At 66.5% G+C, this 21,479-nt stretch carries 11 protein-coding genes and 1 tRNA gene; 6 read left to right on the forward strand and 6 right to left on the reverse strand.

All coding sequences use genetic code 11. From position 1 onward, the window contains the following. Positions 1–5 precede the first annotated feature (5 nt). The gene (locus ACGFI7_RS22645) at positions 6–1,826 is read right to left on the reverse strand and encodes an ABC transporter ATP-binding protein (protein ID WP_393407563.1); all 1,821 of its coding nucleotides are present in this window, start codon (positions 1,824–1,826) and stop codon (positions 6–8) included. Continuing rightward, positions 1,823–2,356: a TlpA family protein disulfide reductase gene (locus ACGFI7_RS22650; RefSeq protein ID WP_393407565.1), complete on the reverse strand. Its 534-nt coding sequence runs from the start codon at positions 2,354–2,356 to the stop codon at positions 1,823–1,825. The genes ACGFI7_RS22645 and ACGFI7_RS22650 overlap by 4 nt, the downstream gene beginning before the upstream one ends. Before the next feature lie 467 nt (positions 2,357–2,823). Between ACGFI7_RS22650 and ACGFI7_RS22655 the strand changes: the two genes are divergently transcribed. The 4 genes from ACGFI7_RS22655 (at position 2,824) to ACGFI7_RS22670 (ending at position 9,133) form a co-directional block, all read left to right on the forward strand. Next, the gene (locus ACGFI7_RS22655; RefSeq protein WP_393407567.1) at positions 2,824–5,862 is read left to right on the forward strand and encodes a tetratricopeptide repeat protein; all 3,039 of its coding nucleotides are present in this window, start codon (positions 2,824–2,826) and stop codon (positions 5,860–5,862) included. A gap of 78 nt (positions 5,863–5,940) precedes the next feature. Further along, the gene (locus ACGFI7_RS22660) at positions 5,941–6,579 is read left to right on the forward strand and encodes a nucleotidyltransferase domain-containing protein (RefSeq protein WP_393407569.1); all 639 of its coding nucleotides are present in this window, start codon (positions 5,941–5,943) and stop codon (positions 6,577–6,579) included. Positions 6,580–7,313: 734 nt separating this feature from the next. Continuing rightward, the gene (locus tag ACGFI7_RS22665; protein WP_393407571.1) at positions 7,314–8,726 is read left to right on the forward strand and encodes a hypothetical protein; all 1,413 of its coding nucleotides are present in this window, start codon (positions 7,314–7,316) and stop codon (positions 8,724–8,726) included. Positions 8,727–8,734: 8 nt separating this feature from the next. Further along, positions 8,735–9,133, forward strand: coding sequence for a hypothetical protein (locus tag ACGFI7_RS22670; RefSeq protein ID WP_184879913.1), 399 nt, complete (start codon positions 8,735–8,737; stop codon positions 9,131–9,133). A gap of 179 nt (positions 9,134–9,312) precedes the next feature. Here ACGFI7_RS22670 and ACGFI7_RS22675 read toward each other — a convergent pair whose 3' ends face one another. From ACGFI7_RS22675 to ACGFI7_RS22685, 3 genes are all read right to left on the reverse strand, one after another. Then, positions 9,313–10,671: a hypothetical protein gene (locus ACGFI7_RS22675; protein WP_393407575.1), complete on the reverse strand. Its 1,359-nt coding sequence runs from the start codon at positions 10,669–10,671 to the stop codon at positions 9,313–9,315. Positions 10,672–10,768: 97 nt separating this feature from the next. After that, positions 10,769–13,891: a class I SAM-dependent DNA methyltransferase gene (locus ACGFI7_RS22680; protein WP_393407578.1), complete on the reverse strand. Its 3,123-nt coding sequence runs from the start codon at positions 13,889–13,891 to the stop codon at positions 10,769–10,771. 332 nt (positions 13,892–14,223) lie between these two features. After that, positions 14,224–15,426 carry a hypothetical protein gene (locus ACGFI7_RS22685; protein ID WP_393407581.1) on the reverse strand — a complete coding sequence of 401 codons (1,203 nt, stop codon included), beginning with the start codon at positions 15,424–15,426 and terminating at the stop codon, positions 14,224–14,226. 301 nt (positions 15,427–15,727) lie between these two features. On the opposite strand from ACGFI7_RS22685, the gene ACGFI7_RS22690 reads away from it, so the two are divergent. Both ACGFI7_RS22690 and xerC read left to right on the forward strand, forming a co-directional pair. After that, positions 15,728–19,900 (forward strand): hypothetical protein, encoded by a 4,173-nt coding sequence (locus tag ACGFI7_RS22690; protein ID WP_393407583.1) that lies wholly within the window; start codon positions 15,728–15,730, stop codon positions 19,898–19,900. A 126-nt stretch (positions 19,901–20,026) separates the two neighbouring features. After that, positions 20,027–21,322 carry a tyrosine recombinase XerC gene (xerC, locus tag ACGFI7_RS22695; RefSeq protein ID WP_393407585.1) on the forward strand — a complete coding sequence of 432 codons (1,296 nt, stop codon included), beginning with the start codon at positions 20,027–20,029 and terminating at the stop codon, positions 21,320–21,322. A gap of 81 nt (positions 21,323–21,403) precedes the next feature. Here the strand turns inward: xerC and ACGFI7_RS22700 are convergent. After that, a tRNA-Lys gene (locus tag ACGFI7_RS22700) sits at positions 21,404–21,479 on the reverse strand.

The raw sequence follows: 21,479 nt of genomic DNA on the forward strand, positions 1-21,479 counted from the left end.
GGCCATCACGTGACGGCCACCTCGTCCGGCCGGCGATAGGCGTCCGCCTGGAGCCGGAACAAGCGGGCATAGGTGCCGTCCGCCGCCATCAAGTCACCGTGACCGCCCTGTTCGATGACCTGTCCCTGGTCCAGCACGACGATGGTGTCGGCGTCACGGGCCGCGCACAGCCGATGGGAGATCAGCACACTCGTCCGCCCGGATCGCAGCTGCGCGAGCCGCTGGTGGATCTGGTGCTCGGCCTCCGCGTCGAGCCCGGCGCTGGGCTCGTCCAGGATCATCAGGTCGGCGTCGGCCCGCAGGAAGGCCCGCGCCAGCGCCAGCCGCTGCCACTGACCGCCGGACAGCAGGCCCGAGGCGCCGTCCAGGTCGTCGGGCTCGTACACCCGGCTCAGCAGCGTGTCGTAACCGCCCGGCAGAGCGGCCAACGCCGCGTCGATGCCCGCCGACCCGGCGGCCGCCCGGATCGCCGCGCGGTCGTCGCGCAGGGCCAACCGGCCGAGCCCGATGTTCTCGGCCGCCGTCAGGTCATAGGTCATGAAATCCTGGAAGACGGCGCCGATGCGGGCCCGCAGCTCATCGACCGGCATGCTGCGCAGATCCACGCCGTCCCAGAAGATGGCGCCGATCGTGGGCTCGTAGAACCGGCAGAGGAGTTTGACGAGCGTGCTCTTGCCCGCTCCGTTGCGGCCCACGAGCGCGACGGCTGCTCCGTACGGAATGACCAGGTCGACCCCGCGCAGCACCCACGCCTGGTCGTCCCCGTAGCGGAACCACACGTCGCGGAGTTCGATGCCGCGCCGCAGCGGGAGCACGCCGGCCTCGGGCCGTTCCGGCTCCGGCTCGGGCTCGTCGACGAGGTCCTGGTAGTGGGAGAAGAGCAGGAGGCCCCGGTATGCGGCGGCGGACGCGTCGGCCGCGCTGCCGATGGCGGTGTGGACGCCGCCGACGGCCGCCAGGAAGACGGAGACGTCGCCGATGGAGATGCGTCCGCTGATCGCGAGATAGGCGGCGGCCACGGCCCCACCGGCGGCGACCGCCGCGCCCATCACTTCGAGGAGCAGTTCCGTACGGAGTTCCCGCCGATCCAGGCGGGCCTCGGCCGCATGGGCACGGCGCAGCTCGCCCAGCGTCCTGCCGTGCAGGTGCGACTGGAGACCGAACAGCCGCACCTCCTTCGCCGCCCGCGCGTCGGTGAGCAGCGTCTGGAAGAACCAGAGCCGGCGCATCAGCGGGGTGACGCGTTCGTCGAGCTGCGCCCGCCGACGCCCCTGCAGCAGTCGCAGGAAGATCGTCGGTACGGCCGCCGCGAGGAGCAGGGCGACGACGGGCGGCCAGACGATCAGCAGCGCGGTCACGAACCCGGCCGCCATGACCACGCCGCGCAGGGTCGCCATGATGGCCCCCGGCAGCTCTTCCGGGATCTGTTCGCCGGACTGCTCGGCCAGCTTGAGCCGGTTGAGCCGGTCCGGATCCTCGAACGGCGCGATCCCCGGGTAGGCGTTGACCCGGCGGAGCAGCCGGTCGCGGGCCAGGAGACCGACTGCGCGGCGGAGGCGGGAGGTGACCAAGCTGTTGACGCTGCCGCGCACACCGAGCAGCAGTCCGCACAGCACGATCATCGTCGTCGCCGTCACCACCCGCTCGGCCGAAGCCCCGGTGCCGAGAGCCACCTCGTCGAGGAGCAGCTTGACGCCCCAGGCGGCGATCGCGGGCAGCACCCCCTCGACCAGGGTCAGCACCAGCAGGAGGATCGAGCAGCCCGGCGCGGCGGCGACGATGAGCCGGATCGCCCCGCCGGCCCGCCTCGCCAGGCCGGGGATCACGCGGGCACCTGTCTCGGGACGGACGAGAGACGGTGCGACGCGCTGCGGATCACCCCGCCGCCGGCCACCAGCACCGCGGGGAAGCCGTGCACGCCGAAGTCGCCGGCCAGCCGTTCGCCGTCCGGCAGGTTGATCACCCGGGCCACGGGTTCCAGTTCCGCGACCAGCCGGTCTCGCTCCGGTCCGTCGCCCACGAGCACGGCGATCGGCGACGGACCCTCACGCACGGGCCGTTCGCGCAGCCCCGCGACCACGCTGCCGCAGGCCGGGCAGGACTCCATCAGGAACAGCACGACGACGTCGGGCCCGTCCAGATCGGCCCGCGTGACCCGGCCACCGGAGGTCGTGGTCGCGTCGAACGCGGGCACCGCCCTGCCCGGCTCGGGCAGATCAGGCCCGAGCGGCATCCCGCTGGTGTCCAGCATCTCCCTGAGCTGCCGCAACCGGCGCCCCAGCAGGAGAACGAGGCCCAGAGCCACCGCGGCCGCAACCGCCGTGACCGTCACGGCCACCCACAGATATCCGATCATGCCTTTTCCTTCCGTACGGCTCAGCGCCGGACCAAGGCGGCGACGTCCTCGCGCCGGCGCCGCCGAGGTCACGCGACGCCCTCTCTCAGCAGCAGCTGCAGAGCTTCTGCCACGAACCGCACGACCTGACGCCGAGGTCGATGCAGCAACGCCTCCTGTAGCTGCCGCCCGAGGTGCATCGGTACTCCCAGAGGCAGTAGACAGCGCCGGCCGTGACCTGCGGGAACGCCCCGGGAAGGACACGTGCGACGAGGCCACCGAGTCGATCGACGAGAGCAGTCATGGGGGTCCTTTCTGTTCGGATCGCCTGACTGGACGCACACCTGCGAGACAGGTCGACCATGTCCGCCACGGTGACACCCGCCTCTTGATTCCTTCTCACCCCGGCCTGTTTTCCTTCTTGCAATCACCGGGTGCTTTGGTTTGATCTGAATGGCGGGGAAGCCCGGTGTCCGAAGGGGATCAGCGTGGAGATCCTGCTCCTTGGACAAGTGCAGATCAGGATGGACGGCCGGCCGATCGGCCTCGGGGTTCGGAAACAGCAGTTCGTGCTGGCGATGCTCGCGCTGGAGGCCAACAGACCGATCTCCACCGATCGGCTCATCGAGCTGGCCTGGCCGCGCGACCCGCCGCGCACCGCCCGAGGCATGATCCACACCTGCGTCTGCAGGCTGCGCCGGGTGCTGGCCGCCGTCCACGCCCACGACCACGGCGTCAGCCTGGACACCGAGGACGCGGGATATGTCCTTCGGTGCGACCCTGCACGGATCGATGTCCACCGCTTCCGCACCCTGCTCGCCGGCGCGTACCGATGCCTCGACGACGAGCACCGGCTGACGCTGCTCGACCAGGCGTTGAGCCTGTGGAGAGGGCCGCCGCTGGCCGGCGCCGCGACCGAGGCGGTCCGTTCGCCGATAGGCAGGAGCCTGGAAGAACTGCGGCTGACCGCGATCGAGGACCGCATCGAGACGAGGCTGCGGCTGGGCACACTCGGCGGGCTGCTCGCCGAACTGATGACCCTCACCGGCGAACATCCGCACCGGCCACGCCTGACCTCGGCGCTGATGCGCGAGCTCCACCGCGCCGGGCGCACGCCCGAGGCGTTGGAGACCTATCGGAAAGCCCGCGCGTGGATGCGTGAGGAACTCGGGCTGGACCCTCCCGAGCAGTTGCGGCGACTCCACCAGGACCTGCTCCGTGACGGCCCCGCCCCGATGACCTCCGCCGAACGGAACACGCCGCCCGTACCGGCGGTGCCGTCTGTCCAGCCTGTGCCGTCTGTCCCGCCTGTCCCTCGGGAACTGCCCGGCGACCTGCCGACCTTCACCGGCCGGCTGGCCGAGCTGGAGCAGCTGATCTCACCGGAGAACGCGCCGATCGTCGCGATCGACGGGATGGCCGGGATCGGCAAGACCACGCTGGCCGTCCACGCCGGTCATCGGCTGGCCGGCCGGTTCCCCGACGGTCAGGTCTTCATCGACCTGCACGGTTTCACCCGCGGCGTCCGGCAGGTCGAACCCGATCACGCGCTCGACCGCATGCTGCGCGCGCTCGGCCTGCCAGGCGCGCAGATCCCGCGTGACCTGGACGCCAGAGCCGCGTGCTTCCGCACCCGGCTCGCGGACAAGCGCATGCTCCTCGTCCTGGACAACGCACTCGACGAGGACCAGGTCCAGCCGCTGTTGCCCGGCGCCCCCGGCTGCCTGGTGCTCATCACCAGCCGGCGAACGCTGAGCGGCATCGACGGCGGCCGGCAGTTGTCGCTGGACATCCTGCCCACCTCCGACGCCTCGGCCCTGTTCACCCGCATAGCCGGCAGGGACGGCCCGCCCGAGGTGGTCGAGGAGATCGTCGAGCTGTGCGGGCGCATGCCGCTCGCGATCCGCATCGCGGCCGCCCGCCTGCGCGCGAGGCCGAGCTGGACCGCCCGCTACCTCGCCACGCGACTGCACGACGGGCGCCGCCGCCTGGCCGAGCTCAACACCGGCAGCCGCAGCTTCTCCAGCGCCGTCGACCTGTCCTACGACCATCTCCGGCCCGACCAGCAGCGCCTCTACCGGCTCCTCGGCCTGCACCCCGGCCCGGACTTCGGCACCCAGGCCGCCGCCGCCCTCATCCAGGCGTCCGAACCCGAGGTCGAGCGGCTGCTCGACGACCTGACCGGATGCCACCTGCTGCACGAGCCGAGCCCGGGCCGGTTCCGGTTCCACGACCTGATCCGTGCGCACGCCGCCGACACGGCACAACGCGTCGAGACCCAGGAGAGCCGGCGGATCGCGCTGAAATCGCTGTACGACCACTACACCGAAGCCGCGGCGGCCGTCGCTTCCGCCTCGTCGCCCCCGGAGCCGCGACAGGCCGCCGCATGGCTGGCCGACGAGATCGCCAACCTCCTGGCCGTGGCCCACGACGCCGCCGAGAACGCCTCGCCGGAGCACACGATGCGGCTTTCGGCGATCCTGTACGACTATCTCCACACCCACGCGCGCTACGCCGAAGCGCACGCCCTGCACACCCAAGCCCTGCACGCCGCCCGCTCGCTGGGCCACCGCGCCCACGAGGCCATCGCCCTGCACCACCTAGCCGACACCGACTACGGCCGGACCGACTACGAGCCCGCCCTCGCCCACTTCACCGAGGCCCTCCACATCGCCAGGGACATCGGTCACCATGCGATCCAGGCCAAGGCCCTGATCGGCATCGGCCACATCCGCCGACGCCAGTGCCGGCACCGAGCCGCCGCCGACAGCTACGGCGAGGCCCTGCGGATCGCCCGGCGCATCGGCGACCGCCCCGGGGAATTCACCGCCGTACGCGGCCTGGGCAACATCCACTACATGGAAGGCGAGTACGAGCCGGCAGCCGAACGGTTCAGGCAGGTCCTGCGACTCGCCCGCCAGGCCGGCAACCGCACCGGCGAACTCGCCGCCCTGAACAGCCTCGCCCACGCCTACCGCCGCCAGCGCCGCTACGAGTTCGCCACCGACCACTTCCACCAGGCCATCGACCTCGCCCGCGCCATCGGCGAACCCGCCGGCGAACTCAACGCCCTGCACGGCCTCGGCCACACCGACCTGGCCCAGGGCCTCCACCGCCAGGCGATCGACCATCTCCAGCACGCCCTGCGCGTCGCGAAGCTCATCGGCGACCGCAACGGCGAACTCGAAGCCCTCCACGGCCTCGCCGACACGGTCAGAGCCACCGGCCACCTGCACCTGGCACTCTCACGCCACCTGGCCGCCCTCGACCTGGCCACCACCCTCGGCCAACCCGGCGACCAGGCCCGCGCCCACGACGGCCTCGCCCACGTGTACCGCGGCCTCCTCTCGTACGAGAAGGCTCGCGAGCATTGGCGCCAGGCGCTGGCGATCCTCCACGACCTCGACGTCACCCAGATCGACGACATCAGCGCGAACCAGATCACCTGCCGGCTGGCCGAACTGGACAGCTTGCCGAGCGGAGCTGAGACAAGCCGTCCTCCTCGCGACGTCGAAGATCAACGCTGACGCGCGACCCAACGGGTGGGCGCCCGGTCCGGGAAAGCCGACCAGGCTCCGCATGCCGCAAGCTCGTAGGCTTCACCGATGACCGATCCCATCCCGCCCGGTGGCGTTGTGCTCGATGCGGACGCGCTGGAAGCCCGCTGGGCGGACGCCTGGCGTCCGGTACAAGTCGCGGAGCGGTTGCACGGGACCAACACGCCCTGGTGCGTCGCGGCAGGGTGGGCGCTAGATCTCTTCCGTGGAGGACAGTCCCGGCCACACCACGACCTGGAGATCGCGATCCCCGCATCAGCCTTCTCGGACATTCGTCACCGCTTCCCCGAGTTGGCCTTCGACGCGGTGGGTTCGGGTTGGGTCTGGCCGGACGCGGACGCCGAGGCGCTGGCGGTCACACACCAGACCTGGGTGCGGGATCCGGCGAGCGGCCAGTTCCTGTTCGACGTCTTCCGGGAGCCGCACGAGGACGGGACGTGGATCTATCGGCGGGACGAGCGTCTTCGCCTGCCGTACGACGCGATCATGGAACGAACGGCGGACGGGATCCCCTACCTGATACCGGAGCTGGCACTGCTGTTCAAAGCCAAGGCGCCACGGCCCCAGGATCAGGCGGATTTCGACGGGGTGCTGCCGCTCCTGGGGCCGACGCGGCGGGATGCCCTCCGTGGGTGGTTGGAGCTCTTCCACCCCGGGCATCCGTGGTCGGCGACGTTGGCGGGGTGAGACCTTCGGATGATCTCCAGCACGCCGAAGAGCCGGACTCCCCGCGGGACTCCGGCCCTCTTGGCTGTGGAAAGTGGCTGTACGACCTGGTAGGGCGCCCGGGGCTCGAACCCGGAACCTACGGATTAAAAGTCGGCAGATATTATGCCAGCCCATGCCGAAATGCGTCTCAATGTATCACGCTGTCCCGCAAATGCCGTCACTAAAAATGTCCAAGAATGTCATCCCGTGGCATGCCGTATCAGATACCGAAGAGCATCCGGCGAGCAACCGTGGGGCGGGTAGCATTCCTAGACCGTGCTATTTTACGTTCGATTTGCGCTGACGCCTTGGAGGGCAGAAAGGTGGGCGAGCCGGTGGTGTACGAGCGGTGTGGTTGCATCTGGCTCGCTGGCTCATGAGCGGGAGGGAAGGTTCCCAATCCTCGCGAGCTGGTGCGAAGCGGGTCAGGGCGGGCGCGGTCTAAAGCATGGCGATCACCCCACTGGCCACTGAGCAGGGGCCCTTGACGGGCAGCGTCGAAACGAGTGGTGTCCATACGGGTCGGGACGCCGTGCACGACGTTGTCATCCAGCAGGACTGCCTGCTGATTGATACTCCAGTTGTAGATCAGCGTTGGAGGTCCCGCTGCGCCGCCGCGTGCAGCGGCGGAAGACCGGGGGTTGGCTCACCGGAAAATGTCGGGGCTCTCCGTTAGCGTAGCCTCGCAGCGAAGTGGTGAAAGGTTGAGAGACATGGCAGCGGTCGGCGACAAGGTTGATCCCGCCGTTGGTATCTTCAACCCGCGCCTTAGCGACGTCTTCGGCCTAGTGATCCGGCAAGACGAGGTGGACTTCGTCGTCCCCCATCTACGCGAAGACCTCCCGCTCTACCTCGACCCATTCCTGCTCTGGAAGTCTGACGACCCGGAGTACCGACGGCTTCACACCCACCTGCTCGGCTTCGTAGACGAAGTCCGCAAGCACGCCGTCGACGGACAGGCCGTCCGAGCAAGCATGCTTCTCTCAGAGGTCAGCGAGCCGGCCGAACTCGGATTGGGCTATGCCGCCGGTTCTAAGCGAGGCTCAGCACTCGGTTCCGGCACCATCGACGGCATTATCCGCACGTTCCGACAGGTCCCGCAGCTCCAAGCCGCTGGCCTGGACCACCTGGAGGTCCTCTCGCTGCTCGTGCCCGGCATCGCTGAGGATCGCATTAGCGATTTGACTGCCTCAGTCATCAAACGCTGGCTCAGCGAGTTCACTGAGCGCCGCTGCGATGATTGGGGCATCCCGACGACCCGCCGCCGTCTCTTGGGTTGGGACGCCGCAGCGCTCGACTGGCGGCCGTTCGATGCTCACCTTCCACGCAACCCTGCAGACGGCTCACCTGTCCTACTTGCGCCCCTGAATCTCCTGCGCAGGCTACCTTGGATCAACTACGGCGACTACTACCACACCGCCTACGCGCCACTTGTACTGCCGCCAGGCCGCGCGAGCAGAGTCGTCGCCAAACAGGACGTACTCACCTACAATCGCGCGCACTTCGACACTATCCGCAACTACGTCGCAGAGCGCGAGGCCGCAGCCGACATTTGCACCCCAGACCCTCTCTTCACGCCGCTCAGACTTGCGACTGTCAAGAAGAAGGTCTCCGAGATTAAAGCGTTGCCGACCGGCCGCGACGAAGGAGCGGACAAGAAATTCGAGGAGCTCGTGTTCGACGTCCTGTCCTCCGTGCTCTATCCCGAGCTTGATCTTGCCGGCCAGCAGGAACGAACGATCAGCGGTGCCCACATCCGAGACGTCATCTTCCACAACGACGGCAAGACGCCGTTCTTGACCGACCTTCGGGACCAGTACGGCGCGCGCCAGCTCGTCTTCGAGCTCAAGAACGTTGCCGCGCTCGACACGGAGCACGTCAATCAGCTCTACCGCTACCTCGACGAGGAGGATATGGGCCGCTTCGGTGTGATCGTTGCGCGCAATCCACCCAAGGCCAGCGTCCTGCGCAACATCGTCGACTTGCACTCGTCCAAGCGCCGCGCGGTCCTGTGCCTGGACGACTCGGATCTCGACCTCATGGTCGCCCTACTCGACTCCGGGCGGCGCGCCATCGAGGTATTGCGCAAGAAGCACGTCGAGTTCACCCGCCGTCTCCCGAAGTAGGAGAACACATGCCCCGCCGCGTCAAACAGAAAGATAGTACCTCGCCGTCACCGACGGACGAGCAGGCAGCAACCTATGACCGGCTCGTCCCAATGCTAGAGGCCGCTCACCGCGAGATGACCGAACTGTCCAAGAAAAAGCAGGACGGTATCGTCAACACCCTCAAGATCAAGATGCTCAACCGTCTCCTCAGCGAGCTAAGCAAGGTCATCGAAAATGACCCCAGCTATACCTTTGTCGATATGCTTGATGAGGAAACTCTTCCGCAAAATAGCGACGTGGTTCTCGTCCTCAGTCAATGGCAGGCAGCCCTCAGGCAGTACAAGGGCCGCCACCACGGTTACGACTCGTCAGAGCATGCCGAGCGGTGGTTCACTGTGGAGAACCCCGAAAGCAGCTACCGCTGATACTGCGCCTGACGGAAATGTCAACCGGCCAGCTCACGGCCTTATAAGTGCTTCGAGTGTGCACCTTGCGCTTGCTGATAATCACATCCGATCGCATGGGGATCGGTGCTGAAGCCGGCCATCAACGCTGGCGGTGGAATACTGACTGTTGTCGGCACATCGACGCACTGACCCGCTGATCAAGGACTCATCGCGGCTTCTAGTTCCGTGTAGTGGTACATGCTTTGCTCTGGTTCCAGCGCGCGCACGTCTGTAAGGAAGGCTTCCCACACCTCCTGATCGACCGAGCGTAGGTGCGCGGTCACACGATAGAGCTCCACCGCCAGGTTACGCATCCCGCCCGCAGTGCGACAGTCAACATCAGCCGACCACGCGGTCAGTGCCGCTTGCAGATCCTCGACGGTCATTAGCGGACCGTAGGGGACGACAGCCGTGCGGGTGATTTCTTCCGCCCCCCGCCATCCCGGAGCTTGCGCCAACAGCTCTGGCACGTAGGAAACGAAATAGGGAGCCACGTGACGGGCCATCACCTGAGCTCGGTTCACTGCGGACAAGGCGCCAAAGGTGATCTCCAGCCGAGGCAGTACAGCACGCGCCTGAGTCACACGCACCACCGACAGCGCCTCGGCATTGTCTGGTGTCAACAGCTCCCATGGAGAGGAAGGAGCCAAGCCAGCGATCAGCTCATCGAGCCGGGCGGTGAGCGGCGCGTCCAGCAGGTCCCAGAAGGCGTCCAGCTCGGCCAAGCGCGCGGCGGCCCGTAGTTGCTGCTGCCCATCGACCTTGCTTAGCCGGTCCAGGGACTTCTTCAGCGAGGCCGCCACTATGGCTGAGTCGCCGGTACTGAAGGCGTGCAGGCATTCCGCCGTGCGATCGGCCAACAGGATGGGGGAGATCTCGGGCGGTCCGGGAAGCTCGGCTAGGGCGTGCTTGGCTGCTAGATCAACGATCTTGCGTCGGGCGGTGGGTCGGACGCGAGCGAAGAAGGCCCCCAGAAGATAGGCCGGGCTGGTCGAAAACTGCGGCTCGGTCACGTGGGCCATGAAGTCGTCGATAACCTTGCGGCCTTGGGTGGGAGGGTGGATGAGGAGGGAGTCCAGAGCGGTTGCCATGTGCGCGCGGGCGCTTTCCGGCAGCGGCTGATACGCCTCGCCCAGTCGACGTAGAGAGGGGTGCACGCACAGGTGTCGGTCCTGGCGTAGCCGCTCGAGCTCGCGAGCGGCGATGGTGTCGATCAGCTCCATCTTTGCCGCGATATCTAGAATGCTGCGCTCGATGGCCTGCATGTTCGTGACGCCGTCGGTCGCAAGGCCTGCCGCTTGTGCGCTCTCCAATTGGGTGCGGAAGTCGTTGGCGTCGCCGTCTCCTTCGTCGGCCAGGCGGACGATCTTCTCGGTCAGGTCAGCTACGACGGCGATCCAGGTCTGTCCGATGGCAGCGCGAAGGGCGCCGGCGTGGTAACACCGCAACGCCTCCTCCATCAATGGGCGGACATCGGTGTTCCAGATGCGGTGGACCTGTCCTTCCAGATCGAGCACAGCGTCTTCCTTCGGGTGCGTCGGGGGGAGTAGCGGCAAAGTGATCAGCGCCCGTTCGCCTCAACATGCCAGGCGGCCGTGGCGTTCGTCGCTCCGTTTACGATAGGTCGTGCAATACTTCGTGGTCCTTATCGCTGCGCAGCGTCAGTTGCGCCACCCGGCCGCCGGACACCTTTGCCTTATTGATCAAGAAGAGCTCCCTCTGGTTGCACACATCGCAGATGCTGACAGAAGCGACTGGTGTCAGGTCGATAGAGGTGGCCAGTAGCGGACCACGCAGGTAGATGCGATGGGGGGCGAGTTGCTGGTGGTATTCCTCGTCGAGAGGTTCCCATTCGGGGTGGCTTCCGCGCAGGCGGCGCCCTTGGAGTATGTACCCTGGCCCGATATAGCCGCAGTGTTCAATCAGGTCCCAGTGAAAGCGAGCCAGCCACGGCAGAGATTCCAAGGCGGCGACGACGACTGGCTCGAGGGATCTAACCTCGGCATCCCGTTCATGCGCAGGGCGGACACCGAACGCATGCCCGGAGGCATTCCGTTGATTCTTGATCTTCTGCAGTATGGACAGTGCTCCATGAGGACCGCGCATACTCTCGAATACAGGGAGCTCGGGAACGTCACCACTGCGGAGGAAGTTCGATAGGAGCGTCGTCCATGTCCCGAAGGTTGCTCCAGCACCTCGAGTGAACGGATTCGCCAGGATCGGGCTGAATTCCTCACCGCGTTGGATCATGATTGCCAGCGCTATAACGCCCAGAGAGCGAGCGAGGCTTTCACCGAGCTTGAGAAGCGCTTCTTTGCGGACGTCGACCTGGTGCGCAGTTCGGTATTGCCGGGAGAGTCCAGCAACATGAAACGGGTAGCTGAGCTCCGCCCGCCACACTGGGTCACTCAAGGGCTGCACGAGCTCACCGAGCAGATGGGCTTCGGCGGCTTTCGACTGCATGACCCGTTGGAGCCCAGCGAGGTCCTCGGTAGGTCTCTTGAAAATGTTGGGGAACTCAGGGAAGAGGGAGCTAATCAGCCGTATCAGTTCCGCGCGGCTGGAATCTGACTCTTCGATCAGGCTGGCGAAGCCGGGGCTTTTGATGGCTTCGACAGGTACTGGGGTGTCCATCGACAGCGACGGGGGGCCGGTCCTGTCACGGCCCATTGCGTTAAGCCATTCGCACAGCGTGCGGCCTCCGACATAGGGCCGAAGGACATTGAGCGTAGTCAACGCCTCACCGAAACCTGATGGGAGGAGCCGCCATCGGCCGGGGTATCCCACGATGTCGCCGTCCGCGCACAGGCTCAGGGGTCGGTCGGCTTCCGCCGCGTCCGGAAGATCAGCGGCTTTCTCGGCTGACAGCCCACTGGCCGTCAGCAACGGCCGGCCATGTCTGCTGTCCAGGGGCAACGTTCTCTTTGTAACCAATCGCGCCACGCGGGACAGCGGACCAAGCTCGCCGTGCCACCGAGTTTGCATAAGCAGGTGGCGCGGAAGCTCATAGCCGATCTTCACTGTCGCGGCATCGATCCATGCCAACGGCGAACCGTAGAGGACTTCACGGCGAAGGAAGGCAGCGACGTCCTCGCCCAGCGGGACACGGTCGTAGGACCGTAGATCAGGGTCGGCGATAACGCTGCCGGAGATGTCCCGCTGAACCTCGCCACCAGGGTCGCCTTCCGACGCGGCTTTCACTACAGCCGACCACACCCGCTCCGGCGGCTGTTCGCAGCCGGCAGCGAGGAGCCCGGCTGCCACATAGTCCTGGAATGCGGCTTTGGTCGTCCATGCCCGGCCTACGAACCCGCCAAAAGCGGACAGAAGGTCCTCACCCGCAGGGTACCGCTGCAGCACACTGCTCTCCCGGAGCTGTGCCACCGCCTGAGACGTGACCCGGAACCGGAGCCGCAACGGCCGGTCGATCTGAACCCGTTGGTAGCCAAATTCCGACGCCTTTAGCCGTCTGACCGTCAGTCCCTCGATGGGATCACGAGCATCGTCGTCGCCCAGGCAAGCGCGACGGTAACAATCGGCGATTTCAGTGACTTCGCCGTCGGTGAAGTACTGGCGCTTGTCCCCAACCGGCTTACGCAGCGTTGTACCACGGCCACGCGCGTCGAGGAAGACCACCTCTCCGCGGTCGCTCGGCGATTGGGTTGACAGCACTAGCAAGAAGAACGGCAGGGCGGTGTGGGTGAACAATCCGCCGGGCAGCGCGATGATACCTTCCAGCAGTCCGCTCTCCACGATCCACCGGCGGACCTGTGACTCGCCCGACCCTGCGGCGCCGTTAACCAGCGTTGATCCATTGACGACGATCACAGCTCGCGATCCGCCCGCCTCACGGGGCTTCATGTGGGCGACTAGATGCTGAACAAACAGCAGCGACGAATCCGACACGCGCGGCAGCCCAGCCCCGAAACGCCCCGCGAAGCCCCGCTCCGTGGCTTCTTTCTGGAGCGCGTCGGAGATGCGCTTCCACTCGACTCCGGCCGGCGGGTGTGCCGTCAGAAAGTCGAACGTCTCCGCTGAATACCGATCGTCGCTCAGGCAGTTGCCCGATGCTATCGCAGCGGGATCAAGGCCAGCCATCAGCAGTGAAGCCGAGCACATTGCACGGGCTTTCGTGTTGATCTCCTGGCCGTACAGGCGTACGGATTGGCCGGTGAGCCGGGCGCGCACCGCCGCCAGCGTTCCACCCATCCCACAAACGGGGTCGTAGATACGAATCGGTCCAGGCGGTTCGCCCGCGTCCGAGCCCAGCAGCACGAGCTCTGCGATGAGTGAGTTGATGTCTGCTGGCGTGAACCACTCTCCGGCACTATCGTGCTGGGCAGCGCGGAACCGGTCGATAAGCTCGGCGAAAGTCTCGCCCATCAGGTCGTCGGCCACCCGAGCGGGGTGCAGGTCCAGATCTCGGAATTGGCCGAGGATGGGATACAACAGTCTGACGGTGCCCAACCGCCTCAGAATCCCACCAAGATCGAAGCCATCGAAGACGCGCCCGATCTCCTCGGGGAGCTGCCGCACCCAGTCCAGGAGCGTTTCTGCAGCGGTATGCGAATCCTGCAACGCCCGATCGAAGACATCGGCCTCCATCTGGCAGTCAAGGCGTCGCAGGACCACGAGCGGTAGCAGGACGCCTCCATACTCAGATGCTCGGAACTCTGCCCTCAGCAGGGAGGCAATAGACCAGAGCGAACCGGCCAGCTGGCCTTCTCCCTCGGACACCAGTTCCGCTCTCCTTCACTCCGTGACCTGGCTTGCGGAGGTCATCCTCGCACCGCTCTTCCACCGAGATCGTATGTCCCGCCGAATCCACCTATCAGACCGAACGTCGTGCCCCGGCAACAGCTTGGCTGATTCCGACACATGCGCTGAAAGTGTGGCAATTCGGGGCGCGACCGCGAGTTCAGCCTCACCGGGCGGCGGCCTCATCAACGAAAACCGGATCGCCAGCTGATTAGCGATACCACTCGAGAACCAGCAGGTCAGGCACCGAATCCTCTATCGAGCCCCCGCAGCATGCATGTCAGCACGGGCTGGGACGCGAGCCTGACCTTCTAGGATCGGCCCTTCCTCGGGAAGGGCTTCCCGATCGGCCACGGGTTCGTAAGGCCGAACCACTCCGCCGACGTGCGCGCAGGATCGACGAAATGGAATGCGCCGTGGGCGTCGACCGTCGATCGCCGCCACATCGGCAGCGGGGGTATGGGCCACTTAGGGTCGGGGTGCTCCCAGATGGTGTGCTGCTGGGTGCCCACGAAGGCGGGGTGCAGCTGCTTGACGACGAGCACAGCCGACACGTGGCGGTGGCCCCAATGGTCACCCTTGCACCAGTAACCGTCGGAATTGCGGACGAGGGCGTCCGCGCGGGTCTCGCCGCCAGGGCCGGTGCCGATCAGCAGGGCCTCGGTGCCGTACAGGGCGTTCTTCACATCATGGTCATCGGTGGTGATGCTGCTCGACGCCACCGCGACGACGTACGGAGCACCAAGCGGCCCGTATGCGGAGCCCTTGTCGCTCAGCGCGTCCTTGATCTCCTCCTCATCCTGCGCCCAGAAGGCCTGCCCGCCACCGAAGATCCCAAGCGGTCTCACGCCCTCCTTTCCGCGCGTCTCGGGAGACTTCGGGAGCGCATGGAACTGAATCCGCCACCCGTCCGCCTCGTAGGGCATGCCCGGGAAGTCACGACGGCCGTTCCCACGGTCGCTGTAGGCGTCGGGGTTCAGCTCTTTCAACCACTTCTCCAGTGAGGAGCGCAGCGGGCGAGTCCGGAGCGGGCCGCCCCCCTGCCTCTCCACGTCGATCCACAGGATGAAGTTCGGGCTGTCGATCTTGTCGAGTGACTCGTACACCGTGTTAACCCTTGCGGCCGCGCCCACCGCAACGTTGCTGGACGACGCTGATCGAGCTTCGACGTAGACCACTCTGCCGTCCTTCTCTGCGCGGAAGTCCGGGCGGCGGCTGGTCCCGTCGACTTCCGGGTGGCAAGTCACGGTGTAGCCCATCCGGAGAAGGCACTCGTGCAGGTACAACTCGAAGAAGGCCCCCCTGGACTGCCGATCGTCCCTGGAGCGCAACCGTCCTCGGACGTCCGCTTGGGCGTCCGAGCAGAGCCGAGAGAACCAATCCTCGATCAGATCCCGGACCTGGTCCCAGAAGGGGCCTGCCACACGGTCGATGAACTCGGCGTGGCTGTCCCCATGCCCGGCCGGGGACGGGTCTGTACGCTCGACCGCAGAGAAGATGTTCACACCGATCATCACACCCGGTCCACCCGCGCCGGGGCAAGGCGGATTTCCGCCCGGTAGGACCTTGCGAACCCTATCCAAGGCCGCGCCGATCACGAGCGTGATCAGTTCGATCCGAAATACAACGCCCTGAGGGGTTTGTGCGCAGATCTTGCGTCCAAGTTCCCGGTCGCTGTTATGAGAGTGCGCTCGACGTCATACCGCAGCTGGCGTAGAGGGGTCCGGGTCGCGGCAGCATCCGGCCGCGAGTTCCGAGGCGGACCGGTAGCGTTCCTCCCGGAACCCAACCGCAGCATCCCCGAAGGGCACCCTCGTGAACATCCCAGATATCGACTTCACGCGGATTCGGTCACTCGGCCCTGGGGGGCAACGCGACGGGTACGAGCAGTTCATCTGCCAACAGGTGGCACAGGAGCCGCCCACGGCCGACGCCCAGTTCGTCTCACTGCATGGAGCCGGCGGCGACGGCGGCGTCGAGTGCTACTGGACGCTGCCCGGCGGCACCGAGCACGGGTGGCAGGCCAAGTACTGGACCAGCCACACCGACGTCGACAAGGCTCAGCTCGACAGGTCCGTCGAGGCCGCACTGGACCAGCATCCGAACCTGACCAAGTACGCGATTGCTATCCCTGCTGACCCGACCGGTCCCACCGGAGGCCGCGGTAAGTCGCTCCTGGAGAAGATCACCGACCCGGGAGGCTGGCTCGAGAACTGGAAATCCGCGGCCACCGCGCGTGGCATGACGGTGGAGTTTGAGTTCGAGTGGGCGACGAACATTGTCACCCGTCTCGAACGCCTTGACACCACCGGCATCCAGCGCCGGTACTGGTTCGACGCCGACGTCCTCGCCGCCCAGTGGTGGGAAGATCGGCTGCAGGAAGCGGTTGACGCCGCCCGACCCCGGTACATGCCCGAGTTGAACGTTGAGGTGCCCGCCGCCAGGTCCATCGCAGCGCTCTGCTCCGACGACGAGTGGTGGGCGGTCGTCAGCGGCCAGATAGATAAGGTCAACGACTCCGCTAGCCGCATGCGCAGCGCCAAGGACGAAGTACTCGCCGCAGACCTGAGCACAGCCCTCGACGCCACCACCAAGGTCACGGACGCGCTGGCCGCCTGGCACACCTCGCACACGATCACGGCACTCGACGATCTCGCTCAAGCGCTCGCCGAGGCCTCGAAAATCGTCAGCGATCAAGAAGCTGTCGAAGTAGCAGCGATGAACGCCAAGTACCCCGACGAGAACTGGGACACCCAGAGCTGGCGGCAGTTCCAGGCCGGGTACCAGGTGTCGTTCCCCGCGCGGGCCGTCGACGCCCTGCGCGAACTCGGCGAAAAGCTCACTGACGCCACCGGACTCCTCATCAGCCCGGTCGGTCGGCTCGCGGCCGGCCAGATCGCACTCATGACTGGTGCCGCCGGCATCGGGAAGACCTACCTCGCCATCGATGCGGTCGTCCGACGGCTCGGCCAGGCCCGCCCCAGCGTCATGATGCACGGTCGCTGGTTCACCGACCACGATCCGCTGACCCACCTGCGCGACGTGCTCAAGATGCCCTCCGACCTCACCAGCGAGGAAGCCATCGCACTCCTCGACCAGAGCGCCCGCGTCGCAGGCGTCCACACCCTCCTCGTCATCGATGCGCTCAACGACACCCGCCCACGGTCCACGTGGCGCGACAACCTCGAACGGCTCATCACCGCCGTCGGCCGGTACCCGAACGTCCGGCTCCTCCTCACCGCCCGCACGCACTACGTCGGCCAAGTCCTCCCACCCGGGCTCACCCTGCTGCGGTTCGAGCACACCGGGTTCGAAGGGGTTGAGTTCGAAGCGGTCAGCGAGTACGCGGCGTTCTACGGCCTCGAACCGCCGACGTCGCCGCCCATCCACGGCGAGTTCGACAACCCGCTGTACCTGCGTCTGGTCTGCGAAGCGCTCAAGAACAACGCCCGGCTGTCTCTCGATCAGGCCACCATGGGCCTCGATGAGTTGACCCGGATGGTCCTCGACAATGCGAACAATGTCGTCAGCGACCGGATCGACGCCTCACCGTCCGACCGCCTCGTTCACCAGGCCATGCACGCCCTCGCCGCCGCCATCGCCGATGGCGGCGACCCGTTGCTGACTCGTGCCCAGGCTCAAGCCCTGCTGGCACCGATCTGGTCCGACCGGAGCGCCGAGAAGTCACTCCTCGACGCGCTCATCGCCCAAGGGCTCGTCGAAGAGGACGTCATCCCCGACGGCAGCCCCTACGGCGCAGACATCATCACCATCACGTTCGAACGAATCGGACACCACCTCATCATCTCCGACGCCCTTTCTAACGTCACCGACGCCGCCGGCATCACGGCTGAGCTCGGCGGTCGTCTCGGAAGGGGCATCGGCCTCGACAGCACGATCGACCTCGGCCTTCTCGAGGCCACGTCTGTCGTGGTCGCGGAACGGTTCGGGTTCGAACTCACCGAGTTCCGCACTGAAATCGGTGACGACGATGCCATCGCTGCAGCCGTCGTGGCCGGAATCGGATGGCGCAGCAACAGCTCAATCACCGACGCCACCCGTGACGTCGTCGTTGACGCGCTTCGCCGGGCCGATGTGTGCTCCGACGCGTTGACGATGCTGTTCCGTCTCGCCGCCCGGCCCGATCACCCTCTGAACGCCGACTGGCTTCATGAGTTCCTCGCCAGCCTGAACATGGGTGCCCGCGATTCGTTTCTGCCCGGCTGGTTCCACATCACCCACGACACCAGCGGAGCAGTCGACCGGCTCACCCGATGGGCCAGGGACAAGCCGCTGCACCAGGTCGGTGAACAAACCGCCCGCCTGTGGGTGACCGCGCTCCTATGGGCTACCAGCGCCAGCGACCGGCGCGTCCGCGAACCGGCAACCATCGCCGCCGTCCGCCTCCTGACCCGCCACTCGGGCCAGGCGGCCGGGCTGCTGGACCGGTTCACCGTGGTCGACGACGAGTGGGTCGTCGAACGAGCCTGCGAGGCCGCGTACGCGGCCCTCCTTGCCAACGGCACTCAAGACGACTGGGCTGCCGCGGCGGAGGTGGTGTGGAAGAACATCTTCTCCGTGCCGTCGGCCGTCACCCCGAACGCCGCCGTGCGTGATGCCGCCCGCAGCATCCTCGAAGCCGCCAACAATCGCGGAACTCTCCCCGCTGGCGTCACCGTTGACCAGTTCCGGCCGCCCTACACCAGCGACTGGCCCCTCACCTGGCCTACCGACACAGACATCGCCGCGTACGACACCAGCAGCTACCCGAAGCTGGTCCACTCGGCTACCGGCGACGACTTCTTCATCTACCAGCTCAGCCCCGAACTACGAGACCGCCCCGGCATCGACCTCCCCTCCGCCGGGCGGTGGGTCGTCACCGAAGTCATCCGCCTTGGGTACCAGCCCGAACTCCACGCGTCCTTCGACGGGTACGTCGTCGGCAAGTTCGGCATTTTCCGGTCCAAGCCAGCATGGATCGAGCGCATCGGCAAGAAGTACCAGTGGATAGCCCTCAACCGCCTCATCGGCATTGTCTCCGACCACGCCCCCAAGACCCCCGACAGTTGGGACCCGCCGGCGCCCGCCGTCCCTGGCCCGCATACCGACATCTCTCGGCAGGTCGACCCGACCATCGTCGAGTTCGCACCCACCGACCAAACCCCCCGTCCATGGGTACCCGCCTACGACTGGGCGCGCACCGTCGCGAAGACCGACGCTGAGTGGATAGCCGACGGCACTGACCTTCCAGACATTGCAGTCCACGAAGCCGTCTTCGAAGGCCGCCCCCATATCGTCCTGTCTGGCACCTACGACTGGAACAACGGTTCCGACATCACAAAGCGCGCCCGGGGCATTTGGACCCACATCTATACCCATCTGGTCGCGACCCAAGACCTTGCTTCCGCCATCAGTGAACTCGAAGGACGCGATCTCCTCGGCAAGCGCATCGCCAGCAACCCCGAGATGCACTACGGGTACGTCGGTGAATTCCCCTACGGCCACCACCACGGACTGGGCATCCACGTGATGCGTCATGAACGGACCGAGCCACTCATCGTCCCCACCCAGCCCGCCGTCTGGCGTCTCCTCGGCGAGTACGAGTACGCCCCCGGGGACCAGAACACCATCTCCCTCTACATGCCCGCCCCCGAGTTCTTCGGACTCGCTCCCGGCGAGCTCCACTGGAACGGATGCAACGGCTGGACCGACCACACGGGCCGGCTCGTCGTGACCCTTCGGCACACGGGCAACGTTGGCCAGAACGAACTCCTCGTCGACGCAGAGTGGCTCGAACGGTGGCTCACCGCCGAGCAGAAGTCACTCTTCTGGGTCGAGAACACCGGCAAGGATGTATACAGAGGCTTCGGTGGTGGAGGCGGCCACCCGGGAAGGCTGGCCCGCTCCCAGGTGAGGTCCTGGACACCGGGCGGAAGCATGCAGATCGCCGCACCAGGCTGGTACCGCGTCGCTGCCAGCACTCCCTGAAATGCGACCGGCGCGAACTCCCCGGAGACCGGTGGTCCCGTCTTTGCTCTCGCCCTGTTGTCCGCCGATGGTGTCAGGTGTTGCCTGGCCCTTGACGGCAACCCCGATCAAGGAGGGGCAGGACACATGAGGCACCTTCAAAATCGCATCCTGGTGTACAAGCGGTGCGGATGTGTCGATGCGACCACCGACAGGCAACTCGGCCGGCGCTGCGTGCGCTTGGACGAGGACGAGCACGGCAGTTGGTACTTCGCGGTGCAGGTGCGCGGCCCGGCCGGACGTCGCGAGCGGTTCCGGCGTGGTGGGTTCGCCACCGCTGAGCAGGCCCACCACGCGGGTGGTGAGGCGATCGTCGCCGATCAGGACAGTGGGCCGGGTACGGGATACACGGTGGCGAGATGGCTGCGCTGCTGGCTGCAGACGCAGCAGGGGCTGCGGCCCAGTACCCGCGAAGGCTACGCCGATCACGTACGGCTGCATCTGATCCCGTACCTGGGCCGGATCGAGCTGGCCCAGCTGACCACCCGGGACATCAGCCGCATGTTCGCCGCTCTCGCCGAGCGGCGCACCCGCTACGGCAAGCCGATCGCACCCTCCACCCTGCACCGCATCCGCGCCACGCTGCGCGCGGCACTGAACGCCGCCGTGCGTGAGGGCCTGATCGCCGCCAACCCAGCACGCATGATCCGGCTGCCCACATCCTCTCGACCGTATCCGCAGGTGTGGACCGACCGACGAGTGGCGGCCTGGCGGCGAGAGGGCGAACACCCGACGGTGGCGGTGTGGACTGCCGACCACCTGGCCGAGTTCCTCGCCTTCACCCGACACGATCGGCTGTACCTGCTGTGGCAGTTGATCGCGCTGCGCGGGCTACGCCGCGGAGAGGCAGCCGGACTACGCTGGATCGACCTGGACCTGGACCGGCGAGAACTGGCCATCAGCCGCCAACTGGTGCATACCGACGACGGAATGATCGCCTGCCCGCCGAAAAGCGCCGCCAGCCGGCGGATCATCGCCCTGGACCCGGAAACCGTCCGCCTGCTGCGCCGCCACGAGCAGACCGAACGGCGACGGCTGGGCGACGCCTGGCGGGAAACCGGCCCGATCTTCACGCAGGTGGACGGATCTCCACTGCGGCCGGACTATCTCACCGTCCGGTTCCGCAACCTCGTCCACGCCAGCGGCCTGCCCCCGATCCGGCTGCACGACCTGCGCCACGGCACCGCCAGCCTCGCCTTGGCCTGCGGCTCTGACCTGCGGGTCGTGCAGGGCACGCTCGGACACGGCAGCATCGTGGTGACCTCCGACATCTACACCTCGGTCTTGCCCGAGGTGTACCACCGCTCGGCCCAGGCGATCGCGCGGCTGGTCCTGGGCAAGACGCGCAGAACCGCCCGCAACCTCCGGAAGGCGGCAGCCTGACGAAGTGACCCAGGTGTGACCCACACGTGTCTCACGATCAGCAAGAAACCTTTCCATAAGGAAAGAAACCGCAGGTGGAGGTGGTAGGGCGCCCGGGGCTCGAACCCGGAACCTACGGATTAAAAGTCCGCAGCTCTGCCAATTGAGCTAACGCCCC

Origin of the sequence: Nonomuraea sp. NPDC048826 (genome assembly GCF_043198225.1) — a bacterium.
Taxonomy (GTDB): domain Bacteria; phylum Actinomycetota; class Actinomycetes; order Streptosporangiales; family Streptosporangiaceae; genus Nonomuraea.